Genomic DNA, 21,461 nt, shown 5'->3' with positions numbered 1-21,461 from the left:
ATGCGCATCCTCTTTGCCGGCACCCCGGAGGTCGCCGTCACCTCACTGGACCACCTGGTGGACGCGGGCTTCGACGTGGCCGCGGTGCTCACCCGGCCCGACGCCCCGCTGGGGCGCAAACGCGTGCTGACCCCCTCCCCGGTGGCCCAGCGGGCCGAGGAGCTGGGCCTGCAGATCATCAAGGCCGCCAAGATCGACGCGCAGGTCACCGAACAGCTAACCGCGCTGGACCTGGACGCCGCCGCCATCGTCGCCTACGGGGGACTGGTGCCGCAGGACGCGCTGCAGGTGCCGCGCCACGGCTGGATCAACCTGCACTTCTCCCTGCTGCCGCAGTGGCGCGGGGCCGCGCCGGTGCAGCACGCCATCATCTTCGGCGATGACATCACCGGTGCGGTGACCTTCCAACTGGAAACCGGGCTGGATACCGGCCCGGTGTTCGGGCAGGTGACCGAGCCGATCGGGGCGATGGACACCGCCGGGGCCCTGCTGCAGCGGCTGAGCGACAGCGGCTCCCGGCTGCTGGTCGACACGCTGCAGGCCCTGGACGCGGGGGTCGCCCGCCCCGAACCGCAGACCGGATCGGGCAGCTACGCGCCGAAGATCACCGATGCCGATGCGCAGCTGGACTTCACCCGCCCCGCCACCGAAATCCGCCGCCGCGCCCACGGCACCAGCCCGTTCCCGGGCCCCTGGATCAAGGTCGCCGACGGGCGCTTCAAGTTCGGCGCGCTGCGTGAACACCCGCAGGTCACCGACCTGGCGCCCGGCCAGGTGCGGATCGAACCGGGCAAGCGCCCCCGGGTGCTGGTGGGCACCGGCACCTGGGCGCTGGAGCCAACCCAGATCCAGCCGCCGGGCAAGAAAATGATGGACGCCGCCGACTGGGCCCGCGGCCTGTTGGCCAACGGCACGGAAGTGAGTTTCGCATGAGCCCCAGCAGCCAGGATTCCGCCCCACGGCGCAACGAACACGGGCGCACCCGCAACCGCGGGCAGCGCGGCCCGCGCCAGTACAGCGCCGCCGCCCCCGGCCAGCGCAAGCGCAGCGCGGACCCGGCCCGGCTGGTGGCCTTCAAGGCGCTGCGGGAGGTCTCCGGCTCGGACGCCTACGCGAACCTGGTGCTGCCCCGGCTGATCCGCGACCACCGGCTGGACAAGCGGGACGCGGCGTTCGCCACCGAGCTGGCCTACGGCGCGTTGCGCGCCCAGGGTTTCTACGACGCGGTGCTGGCCACCCTGGTCGACCGTGAACTTGGCGAACTGGACCCGGCGATCCTGGACGCCCTGCGTCTGGGTGCCCACCAGCTGCTGGCGATGCGGGTGCCGAACCATGCGGCGCTGGATGAAACCGTGTCCCTGGCCCGCGCCCAGATCGGTGCCGGGCCTTCCGGGCTGATCAACGCGGTGCTGCGCCGGGTCAGCGCGAAGGACGTCCAGGCCTGGAAGGATGAGATCACCGCCACCGCCGCCAACGAGTCCCAGCGCCTGGGTCTGGAGCACGCGCACCCGGAATGGATCGTGCGGGCCCTGCGCCAGGCCCTGGTCACCCACGGGCGCCCGGCCGAGGAAATCACCGAACTGCTGCAGGCCGACAATGCCGCACCGGTGGTGAACCTGGTGGCCCTGCCCGGTCTGGGGGACCTTGACGCGGTGCTTGAGGCCGGCGCGCAGGCCGGGCCGCTGGTGGCCGGGTCCGCGACCTACCAGCACGGGGACGTCACCCGGGTGCCCGGGGTGCGCGAGGGGAGCGTGCGCGTGCAGGACGCCGGCAGCCAGGTGGTCGCCCACGCACTGGCCGAGGTGCCGCTGCCGGTGCCCGGCGAAGACCGCTACTGGCTGGACATGTGCGCCGGCCCCGGCGGGAAGGCCGCCGTGCTCGGCGCCCACGCCCTGCAGCGCGACGCGCGGCTGACCGCCAACGAACTGGCCGAACACCGTGCCCGGCTGGTGGAGAAGTCCCTGGCCGGGGTGCCCGAGGACTACTGGATGGTCACCAACCAGGACGGGCGGGACTACGCCCAGCAGCAGTACACCGGGGACTACGACCGGATCATGCTCGACGCTCCCTGCTCCGGGCTCGGCGCGCTGCGCCGCCGCCCCGAGGCCCGCTGGCGCAAATCCCCCCGCGACATCCCGGAGCTGACCGAACTGCAGGGCCAGCTGCTGCGGGCCGCGTTCAACGCGGTGCGCGTGGGCGGGGTGATCGGCTACGTCACCTGCTCGCCCCACCAGGCCGAGACCCGGCTGGTGATCGAGGACTTCCTCAAATCCACCCGGAACGCACGCCTGCTGGACACCGCCGCCGCGGTGGAGCAGGTCCTGCTGCCGGGCGCCGCCCCCAGCGGCCACCCGCTGGGGGAGGGCTCCACGGTGCAGCTGTGGCCGCACCGCCACGGCAGCGACGCGATGTTCCTAGCGCTGCTGACCAAGACCGCCTGACCGGCCGGGCCACCCAAGCCCCGGGACCGGACCGCCACCCGCCAACACCGCCGGCCGCGGCCACCGCGGCGGGCCCCACCACCTAGGAGAGACACGGTGCGCATCAACCCCTCGATCCTGTCCGCGGACTTCGCGAACCTGGCCAGCGAGCTGGAACGCATCCACACCGCCGACGCGGTGCACGTGGACGTGATGGACAACCACTTCGTGCCGAACCTGACCATCGGCAAGCCGGTGGTGCAGGCCATCGCCAACAGCACCACGCTGCCGCTGGACATCCACCTGATGATCGCCGACGCGGACCGCTGGGCCCCGGAATACGCGCAATTGGGCGTGGACTCGGTGACCTTCCACGTGGAGGCCTCCACCGCCCCGGTGCGCCTGGCCCGCGAGCTGCGCGCGGCCGGCACGAAGGCCTCCATGGCGTTGCGCCCGGCCACCCCGGTCGAACCGTACCTGGACATGCTCGGCGAGCTGGACATGCTGCTGCTGATGACCGTCGAGCCGGGGTTCGGCGGACAAAAGTTCCTGGACCTGGTGCTGCCCAAGATCCGCCGCGCCCGGGCCGCGATCGACGGCAGCGGCAAGCCGATCGCCCTGCAGGTCGACGGCGGCATCTCACGGGACACGATCCTTCGGGCCGCCGAGGCCGGCGCGGACGTGTTCGTGGCCGGCTCCGCGGTGTATTCCGCCCCCGAACCGGCCGTCGAAATCGATGTGTTACGAAATCTTGCCCTCAGTGGGCATTAAATGTGCCATAATCGAGCGTAGTAACAACAATTACGTGCTCCGGGGTCGGTGAAAGTCCGAACCGGCGGTGATAGTCCGCGACCCGAGCAGGAACCCCAGCAGGGGCTCCGGCTTGGCTGAACCGGTGAAATTCCGGTACCGACAGTTAAAGTCTGGATGGGAGAAGCACGAATTTGATTAGCTGGAGTCCATCCGGCCGGCGGCGTTAAGCCGAGGCAGGGTGATTCGATTGCAGGCCGTCAAATGAGGTACCCCCGGAGCCGCCGCTTCGAGAAGGGTAGAGATGGATTTCCTGCGGTGGCTCACAGAAGCTTTTAATTCCTACATCACGATCGGCTCCTCCGCGCTGCTGGTGCGCGAGGTCGTCGGCAACGTCTTCGGGCTGGCCAGCGCCTTTGGCGGCATGCGCCGCAAGATCTGGGCTTGGCCGGTGGGCATCATCGGCAACCTGCTGCTGCTCACGGTATTCCTGGGCAGCCTGTTCGGCCATGACAGCACGGCGAACCTGCTGGGGCAGGCCGGACGCCAGATCATGTTCATCACCGTGGCCATCTACGGGTGGGTGCGCTGGAAGAAGGCCAAGCACGAGGGCGGCCAGGCGGTCACCCCGCGCTGGGCGAGCCTGGGCGAACGCATGGGCCTGGCCGCCGTGCTGGTCATCGGCACCATCGCCCTGACCCCGCTGTTCCGGGTGCTGGGCTCCTACGAACCGGTCTGGGCCGACGCGTGGACGTTCGTCGGATCCCTGCTGGCGACCTGGGGGATGGCCAAGGGCTGGGTCGAATTCTGGCTGATCTGGGTGGCCGTGGACGCGGTCGGGGTACCGCTGCTGTTCTCCGCCGGCTACTACGCCACCGCCTTCATGTACCTGTTCTACGGGGCGTTCACCGTTGTCGGCTTCTTCGTGTGGATGCGCGCCAAGTCCCATGAAAAGCCCAGCGTGGAAACCCAGCTGCCCGACCCGCGCATCCAGGCCGGTACCGAATGATCACCGGCCAGGACCTGAAGCAGGCGCTGCGCACCGCCCTGGAGACCGCCGCGCGCGGCACCCGCGGGGCGAACCCGCTGGTGGGCGCGTGCATCCTGGATGAGCAGGCCCGGGTCATCGCCACCGGGTTCCACCAGGGGGCCGGGCACCCGCACGCCGAAGTCGACGCGCTGCGCCGGCTGGGACGGCTGGATGCCCAGGCCGCGGCGAAGCTGACCATGGTTGTCACCCTGGAACCCTGCAACCACACCGGGCGCACCGGCCCGTGCTCGCAGGCGATCGCCGCCGCCGGGATCGGGCACGTGCACTACGCGATGAGCGATGACACCGCCGCCAGCGGCGGGGCCGAGTACCTGCGCGCCCACGGGGTGACTGTCAGCCAGGCCGCGGACCGGGCCAGCTGGGAACTGAACCACCGCTGGTTCCGCGCCAAGGCGCAAAACCGCCCGTTCATCACCGTGAAGACCGCCCAATCCCTGGACGGGCGGATCAACGCACCGGACGGCAGCAGCCAGTGGATCACCTCCGACGCCTCCCGGGTGCACGCCCACCAGCTGCGGGCCCGGGTGGATGCGATCGTGGTGGGCACCGGCACGGTGCTCAGCGACGACCCCCGGCTAAGCGCGCGCACCGCCGCCGGGGGACTGCACGAACGCCAGCCCTACCGGCTGGTGCTCGGCAAACGGCAGCTGCCCGACCAGCTGGCCCTGGCGCACGACGCGAACTGGGAGCAGCTGCCCACCCACGACCTTCAGCAGCTGCTGGAGCGGGCCCGTGAACTGGGACTGCACCACCTGCTCATCGAAGGCGGGGCCACGATCGCCTCCGCCTTCATCGAAGCGGACCTGGCCGACGAACTGTACTGCTACCAGGCGCCGATGATCCTCGGCGCCGGCACCACCGCGGTGAACATCCCCACCGTGACCACGCTGAGCCAGGCCCGCCGCTTCCGGCTCGACGCCGCCCACCAGGAGGCGCTCACCCGGCTGGGCCCCGACGTGCTGCTGCATCTGGAGCCCCTGCCGGATCCCGACACCCGGCCCTAGGCGCGCCGCCCGGCACCGTGCACCAGACGCCAGAATCAGCGCGGCCGGTCGCCACCGCCCACCCCAACCCCGGCCCTCGCCGCAGGGGTCCTGCGGCGACCCACCGTCCCGCGCACCACCACAAGGAGTTTTCAATGTTTACCGGAATCATCAGCGGCCGCGGCACCGTGCTGGGGCTGCAGCACGACGCGCACAGCGACAGCGCCGTGCTGGACCTGGACATCCCAGGGCACGCGCAGGACTTCGAACTGGGCGGATCCATCGCCATCAACGGGGTGTGCCTGACCGCCACCGCCATCGACGGCCCGCGAATCAGCGTGGACGTGATGGGAGAAACGCTGCGCCGCACCACCATCGGCGCCCTGGAACCCGGGGCCAGCGTGAACCTGGAGCGTTGCACCAAGGCCGGGGCCCGGCTCGATGGCCACGTCGTGCAGGGACATGTGGACGCCGTGGGCCGCGTGCTTTCACGCGAAGACCACGGGCAATGGGTCAGCTTCCGCGTCGCTGTGCCCACCCAGTACGCGCCGCTGACCGCGCAAAAGGGGTCCATCGCACTGGATGGGATCTCACTGACCCTCACCGCCGTGAGCCCGGCCGGCGCAGAAACCCACTGGGTGGAGGTGGGCATCATTCCCACGACCCTGCGCGAAACCACCATGGGAACCCGCCAGGTGGGCGACGAGGTCAACATCGAGGTCGACGTGCTGGCCAAGTACGTCGCCCGGCTCAACGAATTCCAGGAGGTCACCCGATGAGCACCAGCACGAAGGAGTTCGACTCCATCCCCACCGCCCTGGCCGCCATGGCCGCCGGGAAGGCCGTTGTCGTGGTGGACGATGAGGACCGCGAGAACGAGGGCGACATCATCTTCGCCGCCCAGTTCGCCACCCCGGAGCTGATGGGCTTCACCATCCGCCACTCCTCGGGGGTGATCTGCGTGCCGATGGGCGCCGCCCGCGCCGACGAGCTGCGCCTGGCCCCGATGGTGGGGATCAACCAGGACGCCAAGGGCACCGCCTTCACCGTCTCCTGCGATGCCGCCGAAGGGATCAGCACCGGCATTTCCGCGGCCGACCGCGCCCTGACCGCACGCCTGCTGGCCGACCCGGGCACCACCGCGGGCCAGCTGAACCGCCCCGGGCACATCTTCCCGCTGCGTGCCAACCCACGCGGGGTGCTTGAACGCCGCGGACACACCGAGGCGGCCGTGGACCTGTGCGTCGCCGCCGGCCTGGAGCCGGTGGGGGTGCTGGTGGAGATCGTGCACGATGACGGGTCGATGATGCGCCTGGATGACCTGCGCGGCTTCGCGGCAGAACACCGGCTGCCGCTGATCTCGATCGAGGACCTGGCCCGCTGGCGCCGGGTGAACGACGCCATTGAGCTGACCGCCCCGGTCCACCTGCCCACCGCGTTCGGCGAATTCACGGCCCGGGCCACCCTGGTGGAGGGCAACGAGCACATCGTGCTCAGCCACCCGGTCCGCGGCGCCGAAACGGACCCTGCCCGGTCCGCGGGCCGGGCCCCGCTGGTGCGGATCCACTCCGAATGCCTAACCGGGGACGTGTTCGGCTCCTACCGCTGTGACTGCGGCGAACAGCTGGACGCCGCCCTGGCGCAGATCGCCGCCGAGGGCGGGCACCTGGTCTACGTGCGCGGCCACGAGGGCCGCGGCATCGGGCTGCTGAACAAGCTGCGCGCCTACTCGCTGCAGGAGCACGGGCTGGACACCGCCGACGCGAACGAGCACCTGGGCCTGCCGGTGGATGCCCGCGAATACTATGCGGTCGTCTCCATTCTGCGCACCCTGGGCATCGACCGCGTCCGGCTGCTGACGAACAACCCGGACAAGGTCTCCAAGCTGCGCCAGGCCGGGATCGAGGTCAGTGAGCAGGTCCCCAGCCTGGTCGCCCCGCGCGCCGAGAACGAACGCTACCTGCGCACCAAGCAGCAGCGCTTCGGGCACAACCTGCAGCTGCCCTGATGCGCGCCCGGGCCCCTCGGACCCACACCGACGGCAAACAGCAACGCCGGGGCGCCGCACCGCCGCCAGCCACCCGGCAACGAACCACCAGAGAAGGAAAATCATGAGCAAGCACGGAGCCCCCACCAACACCAGCGAGCAGCTCAAGGCGCTGGACACCCCGAACCTGAAGGTCGCCATCGTCGCGGCCAGCTGGCACGAAACCGTGATGAACGGGCTGATCGCCGGAGCCCAGCGCGCCGCGCAGGAAGCCAACATCGCCGACGTACACCTGGTGCGCGTCCCGGGTTCCTTTGAGCTGCCGGTCGCCGCCCGGGTCCTGGCCGAAAAGTACGATGCCGTCATCGCCCTGGGGGTGGTGATCCGCGGCGGCACCCCGCACTTCGACTACGTCTGCCAGGCGGCGACCATGGGTCTGACCCAGGTCAGCGTGGAGACCCGAACCCCCATCGGCTTCGGCGTGCTCACCTGCGACAATGAGCAGCAGGCACTGGACCGGGCGGGATTGGAAGGATCCTCGGAGGACAAGGGGCATGAGGCGTTCTCGGCCGCGGTCATGACCGCCGCAGCCCTGCGCTGAACCGGTTACCGCTTCGTCACAATGGGTACGCCGTGATGAACCGGCGTACCCAAAAACGCTAGGCTAAGACACGTGAAAACATTTGACGAGCTCTTCAGCGAACTCTCGCTCAAGGCCCAAACCCGACCTGAAGGCTCTCGTACCGTCACAGAACTGGATTCCGGAGTCCACGGAATCGGCAAGAAAATCGTCGAGGAGGCCGCCGAAGTGTGGATGGCCGCCGAATACGAAAGTGACGAGGCGGCAGCCGAGGAAATCTCGCAGCTTCTCTACCACGTCCAGGTGATGATGATCGCCAAGGGACTGGACCTGGCCGATATCTACAAGCATTTGTAGCCGTCGCGCGGTGGGTTCGCCAGCCCGAACCCACCCTGCCCGACGGCATAGACACCGGCAAGCCATCATCCCTTGGCGCCGCAGGTGAGCATCCTGCCGTGCGCCACAGCAGAAAAGAGAACCACATGCTTCGCGTAGCACTGCCCAACAAGGGTGCTCTGTCAGACATCGCCTCCACCATGTTCAAGGAAGCCGGCTACCTGCAGCGCCGCGACAACCGCGAACTGGTCATCATCGACCCGGACAACAACGTCGAATTCTTCTACCTGCGCCCGCGCGACATCGCCGTGTACGTTGGGCGCGGCATCCTGGACGTCGGCATCACCGGCCGCGACCTGTACCGTGATGCCGATGTGGACGATGCGGTGGAGGAGCTGCTGCCGCTGGGCATCGGCAAGTCCGCGTTCCGCTTCGCCGCCCCGGTTGGCACCTTCAGCTCCGTGGATGAGCTGGATGGCAAGCGCATCGCCACCAGCTACGACGTATTGCTGGATCACTACCTGAAGGAAACCGGAATCAACGCCTCGGTGGTCCGCCTGGACGGAGCCGTGGAATCCTCGGTCCGCCTGGGCGTGGCCGATGCCATTGCCGACGTCGTCGAAACCGGAAACACCATCAAGGCCGCCGGCATGGAGATCTTCGGGCCCCCGCTGCTGGCCTCCGAGGCGGTCCTGCTGGGACGCACGGATCACAAGCCCTCCGGTCTGGAAGTGCTGATCCGCCGCCTGTCCGGCGTGCTGGTGGCCCGCCAATACGTGATGCTTGACTACGACGTGCGCGTTGAACAGGTCGAGCAGGCCGCCGCGCTGACCCCGGGTCTGGAATCACCGACCGTGTCCCCACTGCAGGACTCGGACTGGTGCGCGGTGCGTGCGATGGTGCAAAAGTCGCAAACCAACAACATCATGGATGAGCTCTACGAGTTGGGCGCCCGCGCCATCCTCGTCAGCCAGATCCACGCCTGCCGCATCTAGTTCGGCACCAACCAAGGAGAAGAAAATGACTGTGGCTATCCGCGTCATTCCCTGCCTGGATGTCGATGCTGGACGCGTCGTGAAGGGCATCAATTTCGAAGGGCTGCGTGACGCCGGTGACCCGGTGGAGCTGGCTCGCCGCTACAACGAGGCCGGGGCAGACGAAATCACCTTCCTCGACGTCACCGCCTCCAGCTCGGATCGGGAAACCACCTACGATGTGGTTCGCCGCACCGCTGACGAAGTTTTCATTCCGCTGACCGTCGGTGGCGGAGTACGTACAGCGCAGGATGTCGATCGTCTGCTGCGTGCGGGTGCGGACAAGGCCTCGATCAACACCGCGGCTGTCGCCCGTCCCGAGGTGATCAACGAAATCACTGACCGTTTCGGGTCGCAGGTTCTGGTTCTGTCTCTGGATGCACGGCGGACCGACAACCCGGACATCGCTTCCGGATTCGAGGTCACCACCCATGGTGGACGCAGCGGTACGGGAACGTGCGCAGTTGCGTGGGCCAAGGAAGCTGCTGAACGTGGTGTCGGGGAGATCCTGCTGAACTCCATTGATGCCGATGGCACCCAGGATGGTTTTGATCTGGAGATGATTCGCGCTGTCCGTGCGGAGGTCAAGGTCCCGCTGATCGCGTCCGGAGGAGCAGGAAAGCCTGAGGACTTCCCACCTGCTATTGAAGCGGGTGCAGACGCGGTCCTGGCTGCATCGATCTTCCACTTCGGACCGAACGACATGATCGCCAAGGTCAAGGACAGAATTCGCGAAGCGGGATATCCCGTACGCTAGTTGCGTCGGACCCTTGCAAGGTCCTCAGTCTGGAGATCTAATACTTCTTGGACTGGGGACCTTGTTGTTTCCGGCTTATTCTCCCTCGCCAGCGATGAGTTCTTTCTCGGTCCTCCATACATCGATCGGGACTGCTTCGCTTGGAACCGCCGCCTGACCGGGGATTGTTTGCCACGACCCGCCCGACACTCTGAACTCGCCCCGATAGAGGGTCGTGAGATTGACGTTGAAGAGACCGGTTTCCAGGTAGGAATGGCTGGTCGGTGTTTTGTCGTGAAGCGTATGACTCGGCATAGGGTTCCCCGGTTGGTTTAGACTACGTGAAGAACCGTCGCCATAGTCCCATCGCCAAGCAATCGGTATCGCACGTATCTCGACGTCTGTCTCCGCGATTCGAGTTGTGAAAGTTTGAGTTTCGCTGGAGGCCCATAAGTGCACATGCCCATTCCGAAGAGAAAACTGTTTAGGGTTACTGTTTACTAGGGATCCTTTGATGGGAAAGCTTCTGAACTGTGCGGGAGTCACTTGAATTTCCTGGATTCTTTCACTATCTGGTATCCCGAGTTCCGCATCTTCTGGGCACCGAAGGCGCTGCACGAAAACCTCTCCGGCCTCCGGCCCCGAAAGACGAATAAAGGGGCTCTTCGCAATCGAGGGTGTAGGGCAGCATTGCCGTTGGTCTGATTTCTGGGCGTGTCGCAGGGCAGTAAAAAGTCGAGGTCTTCACAAGAATGGAAGTTCCTACACAACCTTCTTGAAAGACCTCGACGTTGTCCCATACTACCTTTACCGCCCCGGATCTGACCACGTTCTGCCGCCTGGACGAGCTGGGCCTGACAGCCTGCGGTCAGCGGTTGTTGCCTGAACGTGCCGAGATCCTGTGCACGGTCACCGAGGCGGATCCGTGGTGCCGTAACTGCGGGCAGCCGGGAACGCCTCGTGGCACCGTGGTGCGCCGGCTGGCGCATGAGCCAGTCGGCTGGCGGCCGACCACGCTGGTGATCCGGGTGCGCCGGTACCGGTGTGCTGACTGCGGTACTGTGTGGCGTCAGGACACTAGCCAGGCTGCCGAGCCCCGGGCGAAGATTTCTCGTGGCGGGTTGGGTTGGGCGCTGGCCGGGATCGTGTGTCAGCACTTGTCCATGGCCCGGGTCGCTGAGGGGTTGGGCGTGTCCTGGAATACCGCTAATGACGCGGTGTTGGGTCAGGGGCAACGGGTGCTGATCAACAAGCCTGAACGGTTCAACGGGGTGAAAGTCATTGGGGTGGATGAGCACGTATGGCGCCACACCCGCAGTGGAGGCAAGTACGTCACCGTGATTATTGACCTGACTCCGGTCACCGAAGGTGCTGGCCCGGCCCGGCTGTTGGATATGGTGCAAGGCCGCTCCAAGGCCGTGTTCAAGTCCTGGCTCGCGAACCGGCCCCAAGAATGGCGGGACGGGATTGAAGTGGTGGCCATGGACGGGTTCAGTGGCTTCAAAACCGCAGCTGCCGAGGAACTCCCGGACGCGGTAGAAGTGATGGATCCCTTCCATGTGGTGCGCCTTGCTGCCGAAGCGTTGGATAAGTGCCGTCAACGGGTGCAGCAAGACACCCGTGGTCACCGCGGCCGCAAGGGTGATCCGCTCTATGCGGCGCGTCGCACGCTATTGACCGGGGATGGTTTGCTTACTGAGAAGCAGATTGAACGGCTTGATGCCTTATTTGCTGATCAGCAGCATGAGCCAGTGCAATTCACCTGGAACATCTATCAGCGCATCGTGGACGCGTACCGGCAAAAGGAGAAGAGTATCGGCAAGTGGTCGATGGAGCAGGTCATCGAGCTGATCAAAGCAAAAATTCCTACCGGGCTGCCCGAACTGGCGTCCCTGGGCCGCACCCTGAAACGCCGGGCCGGGGATATCCTGGCTTACTTTGACCGGGCAGGCACCTCGAACGGGCCCACCGAAGCGATCAACGGCAGGTTGGAACACCTGCGCGGTAGTGCTCTGGGGTTCCGGAGCCTAGCGAATTATATTGCCCGTTCACTTTTGGAATCCGGCGGGTTCAGACCCGTTTTACACCCTGGATTGTGAAGAGCCAATAAAGGATTCTATGTAGGGAAAGCTGCCGTCTCCGCATCGGTCTCGATCGGAGTTTACGTTGCAGCTATCAGTTGTTTCTACGCTCTTTCCGCAAGTTTCGGAGTGTTCGACCCGATATTTTGGTGCCTGTTCCTTCAGTAAGAGAGTGTTTAGCTCTTTGTAGTAACTTTCTCTCAGCTTTCCACCCGGACAGTCATCAGATTCGACTTTTGCGTCTCTATCTCCCATTCGACCTCCAACATCGTTGCACGACGCTGCTGTTGCCGCGCGGACGTCTAGGCAGGGGAGAACAGCTCCTCCGAGAAATACGACGGACAACAGGACGCTAATTTTTCGGTATGACAATTTTCGTCACTTCCCAGTCCTTGGTGAATTTAAGTTCAAATGATACGACTTGATGATTGACGCGTTCCCAAGTTTTGAGTACCTTGTGGGGCTCTCGGTAGAGCTTCTGAGCTGCTGCGTCGAAATTGAAAATTGCGACAGCTTTGTTATCCACGGGCTCCAAAAGATCGACAAAATCGTAGTCATATTCGCCTCCAACTTGCCAGGCTTTGATGTCGACCGCAGCATCTATGGGATCAATCAGTTGCTCAGCACACAACTTACATTGGCGGCTGGTCAGTTTTTTTAGCTCATCTGTTGTCGTCGTCGCGATGCTGTAGTTCACAACTTCGAAATAGTGTTCGGCGAAGCTAATGGCACCATTCTTGGAATTTTGTTTGGCTGCATCGGGCATCTTGGGTACCGGGATGTTTTTCGCCGGTCCTTCCGCGCTTGCTGGCACTGGCTTCGGTGGCTGTGATTTTGTCGGCGACGATGAGGCTGTGGGCGAAGCGGTGGCTGGTGACTCTGACGGTGGAGTTGTTGCTGCGGGGTCGTTGCCGTCTTGGCAGGAGGTAAGCGCGAACGAGAATGCTAGGGGAACGGCGAATAGCGCAAGTGCGCGGGATCGGCTAGACATTTCGAACCTCCGTTGCCTTCGAAAGCCGTCACGATTGTTCGACATCCTAGACCGGAACGGTCAGCTTTGGGAGGGCGCGGCAATAACTGGGGAAAACTACTGCTGCCGCTAAGGCAGCAAACGCCATCGAATGCAACTGCGTCAACGCGCGGCACTGAAGCCAGGGGAGGCTAGAAACCCAGCTTCGTCTTCTTCAGCGCCTTGATGGATTCGTCGCTGCCCTCAAAGGTAACAAGCGCGCTGTCGATGCGACCGGAAGCGTGCATGATCAGCTCCGTGACGGGGCCGGTGATCGTCACCGGGTTGGCCGCCTTCTTGGCCACATGGCGTTTGCCGTCCGGCCGGGCCAGGATGACGCCGACGGGGCAGTGGCGGTAGTACATGCGGGCGCGGCGGGTGAGGTCATTCCAGAGCATTTCGGTGTAGCCGCGATCGAGGATGCGCGGAGCCCACTGGGTCCGTGCCCGGCGCACGTCTTCGGTGTGGATGAAGAACTCGGACATGTTCGCGGCGGTGCTGACCCGCTCGATGGAGAACGGGGAGTACTTGCTCGGCCCGGTGCGGAAACGCCGCACCAGCCCGGCATAGCTTTCGGGGCGCTGGGCCTCGTCGGCTAGCTTTTTAATCTTCGCGTCGAGCTTCCCGGATAGCGGCTTGAGAACCGCCCCGGCGCCCAGCGGCGAATTTTCGCGCAGAACCAGGTGCGCGGCAAGGTGGCGGGTTTCCCAGCCCGCGCACAACGTATCAGCCGAGGGGCCAGCTGCCAACAGGGCCTCGGCCAGGGCGAGTCGAGAAGCATGTACCAGGTGCATTACCTCTGAACCTAGCATGGAGTGCGGCACCTTGAGCACCTATAAAGACATGTTGCGAGGCAATGCCCCGAACTAGTGGCATTGAGTCTTGTCACACGGTGAGGACGCACAGGCCCAGCAAGTATGCTTGAGGGGATGTCTACTACTAATTCCAGCGCCGAATCCCAGCCGGATGCGGCGCAGCTTGACCCCCAGATCGCTGCCCGCCTCAAGCGCGATCCCAACGGCCTGGTGGCCGCGATCGTCCAGCAGGCCGACACCCTCCAAGTGCTGATGCTGGGTTGGATGGACGACGAGGCCCTGCGCCGCACCCTGAGCACCGGGCGGGTCACGTTCTTCTCCCGTTCACGCCAGGAGTACTGGCGCAAGGGGGACACCTCCGGCCATGCCCAGTACGTCAAGTCCGTGGCGCTGGATTGCGACGGGGACGCCCTGCTGGTGCAGGTGGACCAGGTGGGGGCGGCCTGCCACACCGGGGCCCCGACGTGCTTCACCGACCGGCAGCTGCCGGCGCAGGTCGGCCACCGCCCGGCCTAAGCACCCCGGCCGAAGGCGGCAGGGACGGTTCCCGCGGGCCGCGGGAGATCCCGCGGCGCCCCAAGCGGTTGAAAAGTAGTTGTTGGCAAGTAGCTGTTGAAAAGAAGCTGATGAAAACCCTAGGTAGCATTTCCCCGACCCGCCAGCAGTTCCTGGCGATGGCCTCCACGCGGCGGGTCATCCCCGTCTCGGTGCGGATCCTGGCCGACTCACTGACCCCGATCGGTCTCTACCGGCAGTTGGCCGGGGGACGGGCCGGCACCTTCCTGATGGAGTCGGCGGCAGCCGGTGGGGTGTGGTCGCGGTACTCCTTCATCGGGGTCAACTCCCCGGCCACGCTCTCCACCCGCAGTGACGGGCAGGCGTACTGGCAGGGCCAGGCCCCGGCCGGGCTGCCCACCACGGGCGTCGGGGTTGAGGTGCTGCGCGATACCGTGCGGGCCCTGCGCACCGAACCGATGCCGGGCCTGCCCCCGCTGACCGGCGGCATGGTCGGCTTCATCGGCTGGGAGTGCGTGCGGCATTGGGAAAAGCTGCCCAACCCGCCGGCCGATGACCTGAAGCTGCCGGAGCTGAGCATGAACCTGGTCGGCGACCTGGCCGTGCACGACGCCGCGGAGGGCACGGTCACGCTGATCGCCAACGCCATCAACTTCGACGGGCGGGCCGAACGCGCGGAGCAGGCCTATGATGACGCGGTCCAGCGCCTGCACCGGATGCTGGAGCAGCTGGACGGGCACCTGCCCACCGGCGGGGCGGTGCTGCAGGGCACCGACGTGCCGCGTGAAGAGCTGATGGAGGCGGTCACCCACTCCTGGGACGAGCAGCAGTACCTGCAGGCGATCCGCGAATCGAAGCAGGCGATTGTGGATGGTGAGGTGTTCCAGATCGTGGTCTCGCGCCGGTTCGAGCTGGAAACCCAGGCCAGCGCGCTGGACATCTACCGGGTGCTGCGCGCCACCAACCCGAGCCCCTACATGTACCTGTACAACTTCGTCGACGAGGACGGCCAGCCCTTCCAGGTTGTCGGCTCCTCCCCGGAGGCGCTGGTGACCGTGAACGACGGGCACGTGGTCACCCACCCGATCGCCGGCTCCCGCCCGCGCGGTGCGAACTACGAGGAGGACCAGCTGCATGAGAAGTCGCTGCTGGCCGACGAGAAGGAACGCGCCGAGCACCTGATGCTGGTCGACCTCTCCCGCAACGACCTGTCCAAGGTTTGCCAGGCCGGCACGGTGGAGGTCACCCAGTTCATGGAGGTGGAGCGCTTCAGCCACATCATGCACCTGGTCTCCAACGTGGTGGGCAAGGTGCGTGAGGGAATCGAAGCGTACGACGTGCTGGCCGCGACGTTCCCGGCCGGCACGCTCTCCGGGGCACCCAAGCCCCGCGCCCTGCAGCTGCTGGATGAGTACGAGCCCTACCGCCGCGGGGTGTACGGGGGAGTGGTTGGCTACCTGGACTTCGCCGGGGACATGGACATGGCCATCACCATCCGTTCGGCGCTGCTGAAGGACGGGCGGGCCTATGTGCAGGCCGGCGGCGGGATTGTCAACGATTCGAAGCTGGCCGACGAGGCCCTGGAAACCACCAACAAGGCCGCCGCACCGCTGCGCGCGGTCTGGGCCGCGCAGAGCCTGCGCCAGGCCACCGACGTGACGGAAGGTGCATGATGCGCAAGATGCTGAGCCTGAGGAACGTGGCACTGTTCGGGGTGGTCGCCGCCGGGCTGGGCCTGTGGGCCGCCACCCGCACCTGGGTGCTGGTCGACGTCCAGGCCACCACCGTCCAGGTGCCGCAGATCGTGGTCGACGGCTCCCAGGCCGCCCCGGCGGTCACCGCGCTGTGCGTGGTGGTGCTGGCCGCGGCGCTGGCGCTGCTGATCGGCGGGAAGGTGGTGCGCTACATCATCGGCGCGATCTCCGTGCTGGCCGGGGCCGGGGTGATCAGCGCCGGGCTGAACGGCGCACTGAACCCGCAGGGCGCGGCCGCCGGGGCCGTGGCCGAGGCGACCGGGCTGAAGGACATCGTCGCCGACTACCAGGTCAGCGCGTGGCCGATGGTGGTTGCGGTGGCCGGGGCGCTGATCGTGCTGCAGGGCATCTGCGTGCTGCTGGCCGCCGGGCACTGGTCCAAGACCACCAAGTACGACCGGGTGCGCTCCGAGGCGCAACCCACCGGCGAATCCCCGCGCAACGACCGAATCTCGGACTGGGAGCAGCTCTCGGCGGGGGATGATCCCACCGAGTCCGGGCGCTGATTCGTGCGCCGCGGCGGTGGGCAACACGATTGCCCCCAAATGTGTCATCGGTGTGAACTGGTGGCAGAATAGAGCAGGAAGCTTAAGGATCCGCCCGGGCCACCGCGCGGACATGGGTAGAAAACCAAGGAGACGTTCCGTTATGTCGCAGAAGACCGAGATCGACCCGATCTTTGCCGAAGAGGTTGGACACGGTAACTCGATCGCAGCCTGGACGGCTGTCATCATCATGATGGTCGGTGCCATCGTGGGCGGAATCGCCTTCGCCAACCACGCCCACCTGCTGGTGTACATCAGCTGCGGCGTGATCCTGCTGGGTCTGGTGGTCGGCTGGATCATGCGCAAGGCCGGCTACGGCGTGGGCGGCTCGCGCAGCGGAGCACACCACTAAGTTGAGCGTTCTCGACGAAATCATTGCGGGCGTCCGGGAAGACCTGGACGCCCGACGTGCACGTACCGGCCTTGAGGCGATGATCGGCGCCGCCCACGCCGCCGCCCCGGCCCGCGACGCCTATGCTGCGCTGGGCGGAAACACCGACCAGTCCGCCCGGGACACCACCTTGCGGGTGATCAGCGAGGTCAAGCGCCGCTCCCCGTCCAAGGGGGCGCTGGCCGAGATCCCGGAGCCGGCCACCCTGGCCGCCGAATACGCCGCCGGCGGTGCCTCGGTGGTTTCCGTGCTCACCGAGCAGCGCCGCTTCAACGGTTCGCTGCAGGATCTGGACGCGGTGCGCCAGGCCGTGGACATCCCGGTGCTGCGCAAGGACTTCACGGTCGACGAGTACCAGATCTACGAGGCCCGCGCCCACGGGGCCGACCTGGTGCTGCTGATCGTCGCCGCCCTGGACGACGCGACACTGTGCCGCTTCCTGGCGCTGACCGAACAGCTGGGCATGCACGCCCTGGTCGAAACCCACACCGCCGAGGAGATCCAGCGTGCGGTCGCCGCCGGTGCGAAGATCATCGGGGTGAACGTGCGCAACCTGAAGACCCTGGACGTGGATCCTGCCACCTTCGCCAAGCTGGCCCCGCTGCTGCCGCGCGAGGCCGTGGTGATCGCCGAATCCGGTGTGGAATCCACCGAGCAGGTGGCACAGTACGCGGCCGCGGGCGCCGATGCGATCCTGGTCGGCGAGGCACTGGTGAAGCACGCCGCCCCGCGGGAAACGGTCGCCGAATTCATCCGGGCCGGCACCGCGGCGAAGCCCGCACGCGGCCAGGACAACTGACGCAACAAACTACGCAAACCGCCGGTGAACGGCCACAGTTAAAGAGAATCAACAGTTGACGGCCAGCGGCGCACGCCGCACGATCCGAACGATCCACGGTGGTGCCCCCGCCCGGCGAGAAGCGCCGCGGGGGCACCTGCCAACATTGCGAGGGAAAAGAGGGAACAATGAGCACTTCCGACGACTCGTTGAAGCACGCCAGCGGACCATACTTCGGGGCCTACGGCGGGCGATGGATGCCCGAGTCCCTCATGGCCGCCATGGATGAGCTGGCCGCCACCTTCGAGCAGGCCAAGCACGATCCGGCGTTCATCGCAGAGGTCAAGGACCTGAACAAGAACTACTCCGGGCGTCCCTCGCTGCTCACCGAGGCCAAGCGCTTTGGGCACAAGGCCTGCGGCGGGGCGCGGATCTTCCTCAAGCGCGAGGACCTGAACCACACCGGCAGCCACAAGATCAACAACGTGCTCGGCCAGGCGCTGCTGGCCAAGCGGATGGGCAAGACCCGGATCATCGCCGAAACCGGCGCCGGCCAGCACGGGGTCGCCTCCGCCACCGCCGCCGCCCTGATGGGCATGGAGTGCGTGGTCTACATGGGCGCGGAGGACACCCGCCGCCAGGCGCTGAACGTGGCGCGCATGGAGCTGCTGGGCGCCACCGTGATCCCGGTGACCGTGGGCAGCCAGACCCTGAAGGACGCGATCAACGAGGCGCTGCGCGACTGGGTGGCGAACGTGGAGAACACCCACTACCTGCTGGGCACCGCCGCCGGCGGGCACCCGTTCCCGGCCATGGTGCGCTACTTCCACGAGGTCATCGGCGAGGAGGCGCGTGAGCAGATCCTGGCCCAGGCCGGACGCCTGCCCGACGCGGTGACCGCCTGCATCGGCGGGGGCTCCAACGCGATCGGCATCTTCCACGGTTTCCTGGACGACGCCGAGGTGGAGCTCTACGGTTTTGAGGCCGGCGGGGACGGGGTGGACACCGACCGCCACGCCGCGACGATCACCCTGGGCAAGCCCGGGGTGCTGCACGGGGCCAAGAGCTACCTGATGCAGGACGACGACGGGCAGACCATCGAATCGCACTCGATCTCCGCCGGGCTGGACTACCCGGGCGTGGGCCCGGAGCACGCGCACCTGGCCGACATCGGTCGGGTCAGCTACGAGCCGATCACCGACACCGAGGCGATGGACGCGTTCCGCCTGCTGTGCCGCACCGAGGGGATCCTGCCGGCGATCGAGTCCTCGCACGCGCTGGCCGGGACCATCAAGGTCGCCCAGCGCAAGATCGCCGAGGGCCGCGACCCGCAGGACGTGGTGATCGTGGTCAGCCTCTCCGGGCGCGGTGACAAGGACGTGTCCACCGCCGCCGAATGGTTTGGATTACTTGATGCGGCCGACGCGGCCGGGGAGGGGAAATAGATGACCCGGGTGAGAAGTGCCCAGAAGATCGCCGCCGCGAAGGCCGAGGGCCGCCCGGCGCTGATCGCCTACCTGCCCGCCGGGTTCCCCGACGTGGCCACCACCATTGACGCGGCCGTGGCGGTTGCCAACAACGGGGTGGACATCATCGAGATCGGGATCCCGTATTCGGACCCGGTGATGGACGGGGAAGTGATCCAGCAGGCCACCACCCAGGCGCTGGCCAACGGCTTCAGGGTGTCCCAGATTTTTGAGATCATCGCCGGGATCACCGCCCGCTGCGACGCCGCGGTGATGGTGATGACCTACTGGAACCCGGTGCTGCGCATGGGCGTGGAGGAGTTCGCCCGCCGCTTTGCCGAGGCCGGCGGGTCCGGGCTGATCACGCCGGACCTGGTGCCCGACGAGGCCGGGGAATGGGTGGCCGCCAGTGAAAAGTACGACCTGGAGCGCGTCTTCCTGATTGCGCCCAGCTCCTCCCCGGCCCGGGTGAAGATGACCGTGCAGGCCTCCAGCGGGTTCGTGTACTGCGTCTCGGTGATGGGGGTGACCGGGGCGCGCAGCGAGGTTTCCGCCGCCGCCCAGGACGTGGTCGCCGCCGCGCACGCGGCCGGGGCGGAAAACGCCTGCGTCGGGCTGGGGGTCTCCAAGCGGGAGCACGTCCAGCAGATCGGCGCGTACGCGGACGGGGTGATCGTGGGCACCGCCCTGGTCGCGGCGCTGCGTGACGGCGGGGTGGAGGCGCTCGGGGCGCTGGCCGCCGAGCTGAGCGGGAGAGCCAGCGCATGATCAGCGCCGCGATCCCCTCCCCGCCCATTGAATGGTCCCGCTTCACGCTGGGGCCGCTGACCATCCACGCCTACGCGCTGTGCATCCTGGTCGGCATCGTGCTGGCCCTGTGGCTCACCGGCCGCCGGCTGCGCGCCCGCGGCGGCACCAGCGACACGCTGTGGGACATCGCGATCTGGGCGATCCCGTTCGGCATCGTCGGCGGGCGGCTCTACCACGTGCTGATCACCGACCCGATGTACTACTTCGGGCTGGGCGGCGGCCCGGCGCACCTGGCCGAGATCCCGCAGCTGTGGCTGGGCGGGCTGGGCATCATGGGCGCGGTGGCGCTGGGCGCGGTCGGCGCGTGGATCGGCTGCCGGCGCATCGGGATCCGGCTTTCGGCGTTCGCCGACGCGGCCGCCCCGGGCGTGCTGCTGGCGCAGGCCGCCGGACGCTGGGGCAACTGGTTCAACCAGGAGCTGTTCGGTTCACCCACCACCCTGCCCTGGGGCTTGGAGATTGACCCGGACAGCTACAACTTCCCGGCCGGGCTGCCGGCCGACACGCTCTTTCACCCCACGTTCCTCTACGAGTCGCTGTGGAACGTGGCCGGGGTGATCCTCTTGCTGGCGCTGGACCGCAAGTACAAGCTGCGCCGCGGGGCGATGTTCGCCTGTTACGTCATCTGGTACGGCATCGGGCGCACGATCATGGAATCGTTCCGCATCGACCCGGCCGAGGTGATCGGCCTGGGCCCGCTGGACTTGCGCATCCACCAGCTGCTGGCGATCCTGCTGGTGATCGGCGGGGTGATCGGGCTGGCGTACTCGCTGGGCCGGCTGCGCTCGGAGCACCAGGACACCATCTACCTGCCCGGGCGGGAACCGGTGGCCGAGGCCGCCGCCGTGGAGGGCGGTTCGAGTGCCCTGGAGGCCGGCGCCGGACGCGCACCGCGGGGACGCGACGCCAAGAAAACGGGCGGCGTGAAGAAGACGGGCGACGTGAAGGACGCGGGCACCGCAAGGGATGCGGCGCGGAATCCGGATGCTGCCGGCCAGGACCCTGCCGATGGCCCCGGCAGCAATGGCCCCGGCACCGCCGGCCCCGCCCAAAAGAAGTAGCAAGGCGGCCGCCGGCAGGAATGCCCGTGCCGGCCAGCAGCCCACCGTGGCGGCACCCCGAACCAGGGGTGCCGCCACGGTGCGTTAACCCGCCCGCAACTGCCGGGGCAACCGGGGGAATTCGTTAACGCCCCCGAAACACAACCGGGCACGCGGCGGAAACAAACGACTTGTAACGTGGAACACCCGACCCGCTTGCGGCCCGCACCACCATTTCGCGGCCCACCGGTCGGACACGACCCACAACGCGGTGGATCCATCGTGCGCACACCACACCTTCGGGCCCCACTCCCTGGCCCGCGGCGTGCCTTCGCTGCCCGGCCCCGGTATCCCACCCATCGGCGAACCCGGCCCGCGG

General features: G+C 66.9%; 23 protein-coding genes and 1 riboswitch. Of the genes, 20 read left to right on the top strand and 3 right to left on the bottom strand.

From position 1 onward, the window contains the following. The 11 genes from fmt (at position 1) to hisF (ending at position 9,898) form a co-directional block, all read left to right on the top strand. Entirely contained in the window at positions 1–933 is a 933-nt protein-coding gene (gene fmt / locus AC6I21_RS09230; RefSeq protein WP_497762254.1) for a methionyl-tRNA formyltransferase, read from the top strand. After that, a complete protein-coding gene (locus AC6I21_RS09225; RefSeq protein WP_497762253.1) occupies positions 930–2,441 on the top strand; it encodes an RsmB/NOP family class I SAM-dependent RNA methyltransferase in 1,512 nt (503 codons plus the stop codon). Before fmt ends, AC6I21_RS09225 begins: the two co-directional genes overlap by 4 nt. 96 nt (positions 2,442–2,537) lie before the next feature. Further along, positions 2,538–3,191 (top strand): ribulose-phosphate 3-epimerase, encoded by a 654-nt coding sequence (gene rpe, locus AC6I21_RS09220; RefSeq protein ID WP_497762252.1) that lies wholly within the window; start codon positions 2,538–2,540, stop codon positions 3,189–3,191. 31 nt (positions 3,192–3,222) lie between these two features. Further along, positions 3,223–3,363: riboswitch (FMN riboswitch) on the top strand. Between the two features lie 111 nt (positions 3,364–3,474). Next, on the top strand, positions 3,475–4,179 hold the full coding sequence (pnuC, locus tag AC6I21_RS09215) for a nicotinamide riboside transporter PnuC (RefSeq protein ID WP_054821940.1): 705 nt from the start codon (positions 3,475–3,477) through the stop codon (positions 4,177–4,179). Next, positions 4,176–5,225: a bifunctional diaminohydroxyphosphoribosylaminopyrimidine deaminase/5-amino-6-(5-phosphoribosylamino)uracil reductase RibD gene (ribD, locus tag AC6I21_RS09210; RefSeq protein ID WP_138926397.1), complete on the top strand. Its 1,050-nt coding sequence runs from the start codon at positions 4,176–4,178 to the stop codon at positions 5,223–5,225. Before pnuC ends, ribD begins: the two co-directional genes overlap by 4 nt. A 134-nt stretch (positions 5,226–5,359) precedes the next feature. Then, the gene (locus tag AC6I21_RS09205) at positions 5,360–5,983 is read left to right on the top strand and encodes a riboflavin synthase (protein ID WP_138177905.1); all 624 of its coding nucleotides are present in this window, start codon (positions 5,360–5,362) and stop codon (positions 5,981–5,983) included. After that, the gene (gene ribB / locus AC6I21_RS09200; protein ID WP_497762251.1) at positions 5,980–7,212 is read left to right on the top strand and encodes a 3,4-dihydroxy-2-butanone-4-phosphate synthase; all 1,233 of its coding nucleotides are present in this window, start codon (positions 5,980–5,982) and stop codon (positions 7,210–7,212) included. Before AC6I21_RS09205 ends, ribB begins: the two co-directional genes overlap by 4 nt. A gap of 103 nt (positions 7,213–7,315) precedes the next feature. Next, positions 7,316–7,792: a 6,7-dimethyl-8-ribityllumazine synthase gene (gene ribH, locus AC6I21_RS09195; RefSeq protein WP_138177901.1), complete on the top strand. Its 477-nt coding sequence runs from the start codon at positions 7,316–7,318 to the stop codon at positions 7,790–7,792. A 72-nt stretch (positions 7,793–7,864) separates the two neighbouring features. Beyond that, positions 7,865–8,128 carry a phosphoribosyl-ATP diphosphatase gene (locus AC6I21_RS09190; RefSeq protein WP_054821212.1) on the top strand — a complete coding sequence of 88 codons (264 nt, stop codon included), beginning with the start codon at positions 7,865–7,867 and terminating at the stop codon, positions 8,126–8,128. Between the two features lie 125 nt (positions 8,129–8,253). Then, positions 8,254–9,102, top strand: a complete 849-nt coding sequence (hisG, locus tag AC6I21_RS09185; protein ID WP_138177899.1) for an ATP phosphoribosyltransferase — start codon at positions 8,254–8,256, stop codon at positions 9,100–9,102. Positions 9,103–9,127: 25 nt separating this feature from the next. Continuing rightward, positions 9,128–9,898: an imidazole glycerol phosphate synthase subunit HisF gene (hisF, locus tag AC6I21_RS09180; protein ID WP_138177897.1), complete on the top strand. Its 771-nt coding sequence runs from the start codon at positions 9,128–9,130 to the stop codon at positions 9,896–9,898. 75 nt (positions 9,899–9,973) lie between these two features. Here hisF and AC6I21_RS09175 read toward each other — a convergent pair whose 3' ends face one another. Then, positions 9,974–10,336 (bottom strand): PKD domain-containing protein, encoded by a 363-nt coding sequence (locus AC6I21_RS09175; RefSeq protein ID WP_497763420.1) that lies wholly within the window; start codon positions 10,334–10,336, stop codon positions 9,974–9,976. Positions 10,337–10,668: 332 nt separating this feature from the next. On the opposite strand from AC6I21_RS09175, the gene AC6I21_RS09170 reads away from it, so the two are divergent. After that, entirely contained in the window at positions 10,669–11,976 is a 1,308-nt protein-coding gene (locus AC6I21_RS09170; RefSeq protein ID WP_497762250.1) for an ISL3 family transposase, read from the top strand. Positions 11,977–12,310: 334 nt separating this feature from the next. Here AC6I21_RS09170 and AC6I21_RS09165 read toward each other — a convergent pair whose 3' ends face one another. Beyond that, positions 12,311–12,949, bottom strand: coding sequence for a DUF6318 family protein (locus AC6I21_RS09165; RefSeq protein ID WP_497762249.1), 639 nt, complete (start codon positions 12,947–12,949; stop codon positions 12,311–12,313). Between the two features lie 170 nt (positions 12,950–13,119). Beyond that, positions 13,120–13,761 carry a TIGR03085 family metal-binding protein gene (locus AC6I21_RS09160; RefSeq protein WP_246049497.1) on the bottom strand — a complete coding sequence of 214 codons (642 nt, stop codon included), beginning with the start codon at positions 13,759–13,761 and terminating at the stop codon, positions 13,120–13,122. A 135-nt stretch (positions 13,762–13,896) separates the two neighbouring features. Between AC6I21_RS09160 and hisI the strand changes: the two genes are divergently transcribed. The 8 genes from hisI to lgt all read left to right on the top strand — a co-directional run bounded on the left by hisI (position 13,897) and on the right by lgt (position 21,103). Continuing rightward, positions 13,897–14,298 carry a phosphoribosyl-AMP cyclohydrolase gene (gene hisI / locus AC6I21_RS09155; RefSeq protein ID WP_138177891.1) on the top strand — a complete coding sequence of 134 codons (402 nt, stop codon included), beginning with the start codon at positions 13,897–13,899 and terminating at the stop codon, positions 14,296–14,298. A 110-nt stretch (positions 14,299–14,408) separates the two neighbouring features. Beyond that, positions 14,409–15,971, top strand: a complete 1,563-nt coding sequence (locus AC6I21_RS09150; RefSeq protein ID WP_497762248.1) for an anthranilate synthase component I — start codon at positions 14,409–14,411, stop codon at positions 15,969–15,971. Next, the gene (locus AC6I21_RS09145) at positions 15,968–16,558 is read left to right on the top strand and encodes a Trp biosynthesis-associated membrane protein (protein ID WP_138177887.1); all 591 of its coding nucleotides are present in this window, start codon (positions 15,968–15,970) and stop codon (positions 16,556–16,558) included. Before AC6I21_RS09150 ends, AC6I21_RS09145 begins: the two co-directional genes overlap by 4 nt. 142 nt (positions 16,559–16,700) lie before the next feature. Next, positions 16,701–16,949: an HGxxPAAW family protein gene (locus tag AC6I21_RS09140; RefSeq protein ID WP_054822081.1), complete on the top strand. Its 249-nt coding sequence runs from the start codon at positions 16,701–16,703 to the stop codon at positions 16,947–16,949. Between the two features lies 1 nt (position 16,950). Then, positions 16,951–17,787 carry an indole-3-glycerol phosphate synthase TrpC gene (trpC, locus tag AC6I21_RS09135; RefSeq protein WP_497762247.1) on the top strand — a complete coding sequence of 279 codons (837 nt, stop codon included), beginning with the start codon at positions 16,951–16,953 and terminating at the stop codon, positions 17,785–17,787. A 167-nt stretch (positions 17,788–17,954) separates the two neighbouring features. Then, positions 17,955–19,211, top strand: a complete 1,257-nt coding sequence (trpB, locus tag AC6I21_RS09130; protein WP_497762246.1) for a tryptophan synthase subunit beta — start codon at positions 17,955–17,957, stop codon at positions 19,209–19,211. Beyond that, positions 19,212–20,000: a tryptophan synthase subunit alpha gene (trpA, locus tag AC6I21_RS09125; RefSeq protein ID WP_497762245.1), complete on the top strand. Its 789-nt coding sequence runs from the start codon at positions 19,212–19,214 to the stop codon at positions 19,998–20,000. Then, positions 19,997–21,103 (top strand): prolipoprotein diacylglyceryl transferase, encoded by a 1,107-nt coding sequence (gene lgt / locus AC6I21_RS09120; protein WP_497762244.1) that lies wholly within the window; start codon positions 19,997–19,999, stop codon positions 21,101–21,103. The genes trpA and lgt overlap by 4 nt, the downstream gene beginning before the upstream one ends. Positions 21,104–21,461 lie beyond the last annotated feature (358 nt).

The sequence above is a fragment of the Glutamicibacter sp. St.4D3 genome (genome assembly GCF_059728615.1).
Note: the sequence above shows the minus strand (reverse complement) of the source record. Positions and strands in the feature narration are given on the sequence as shown.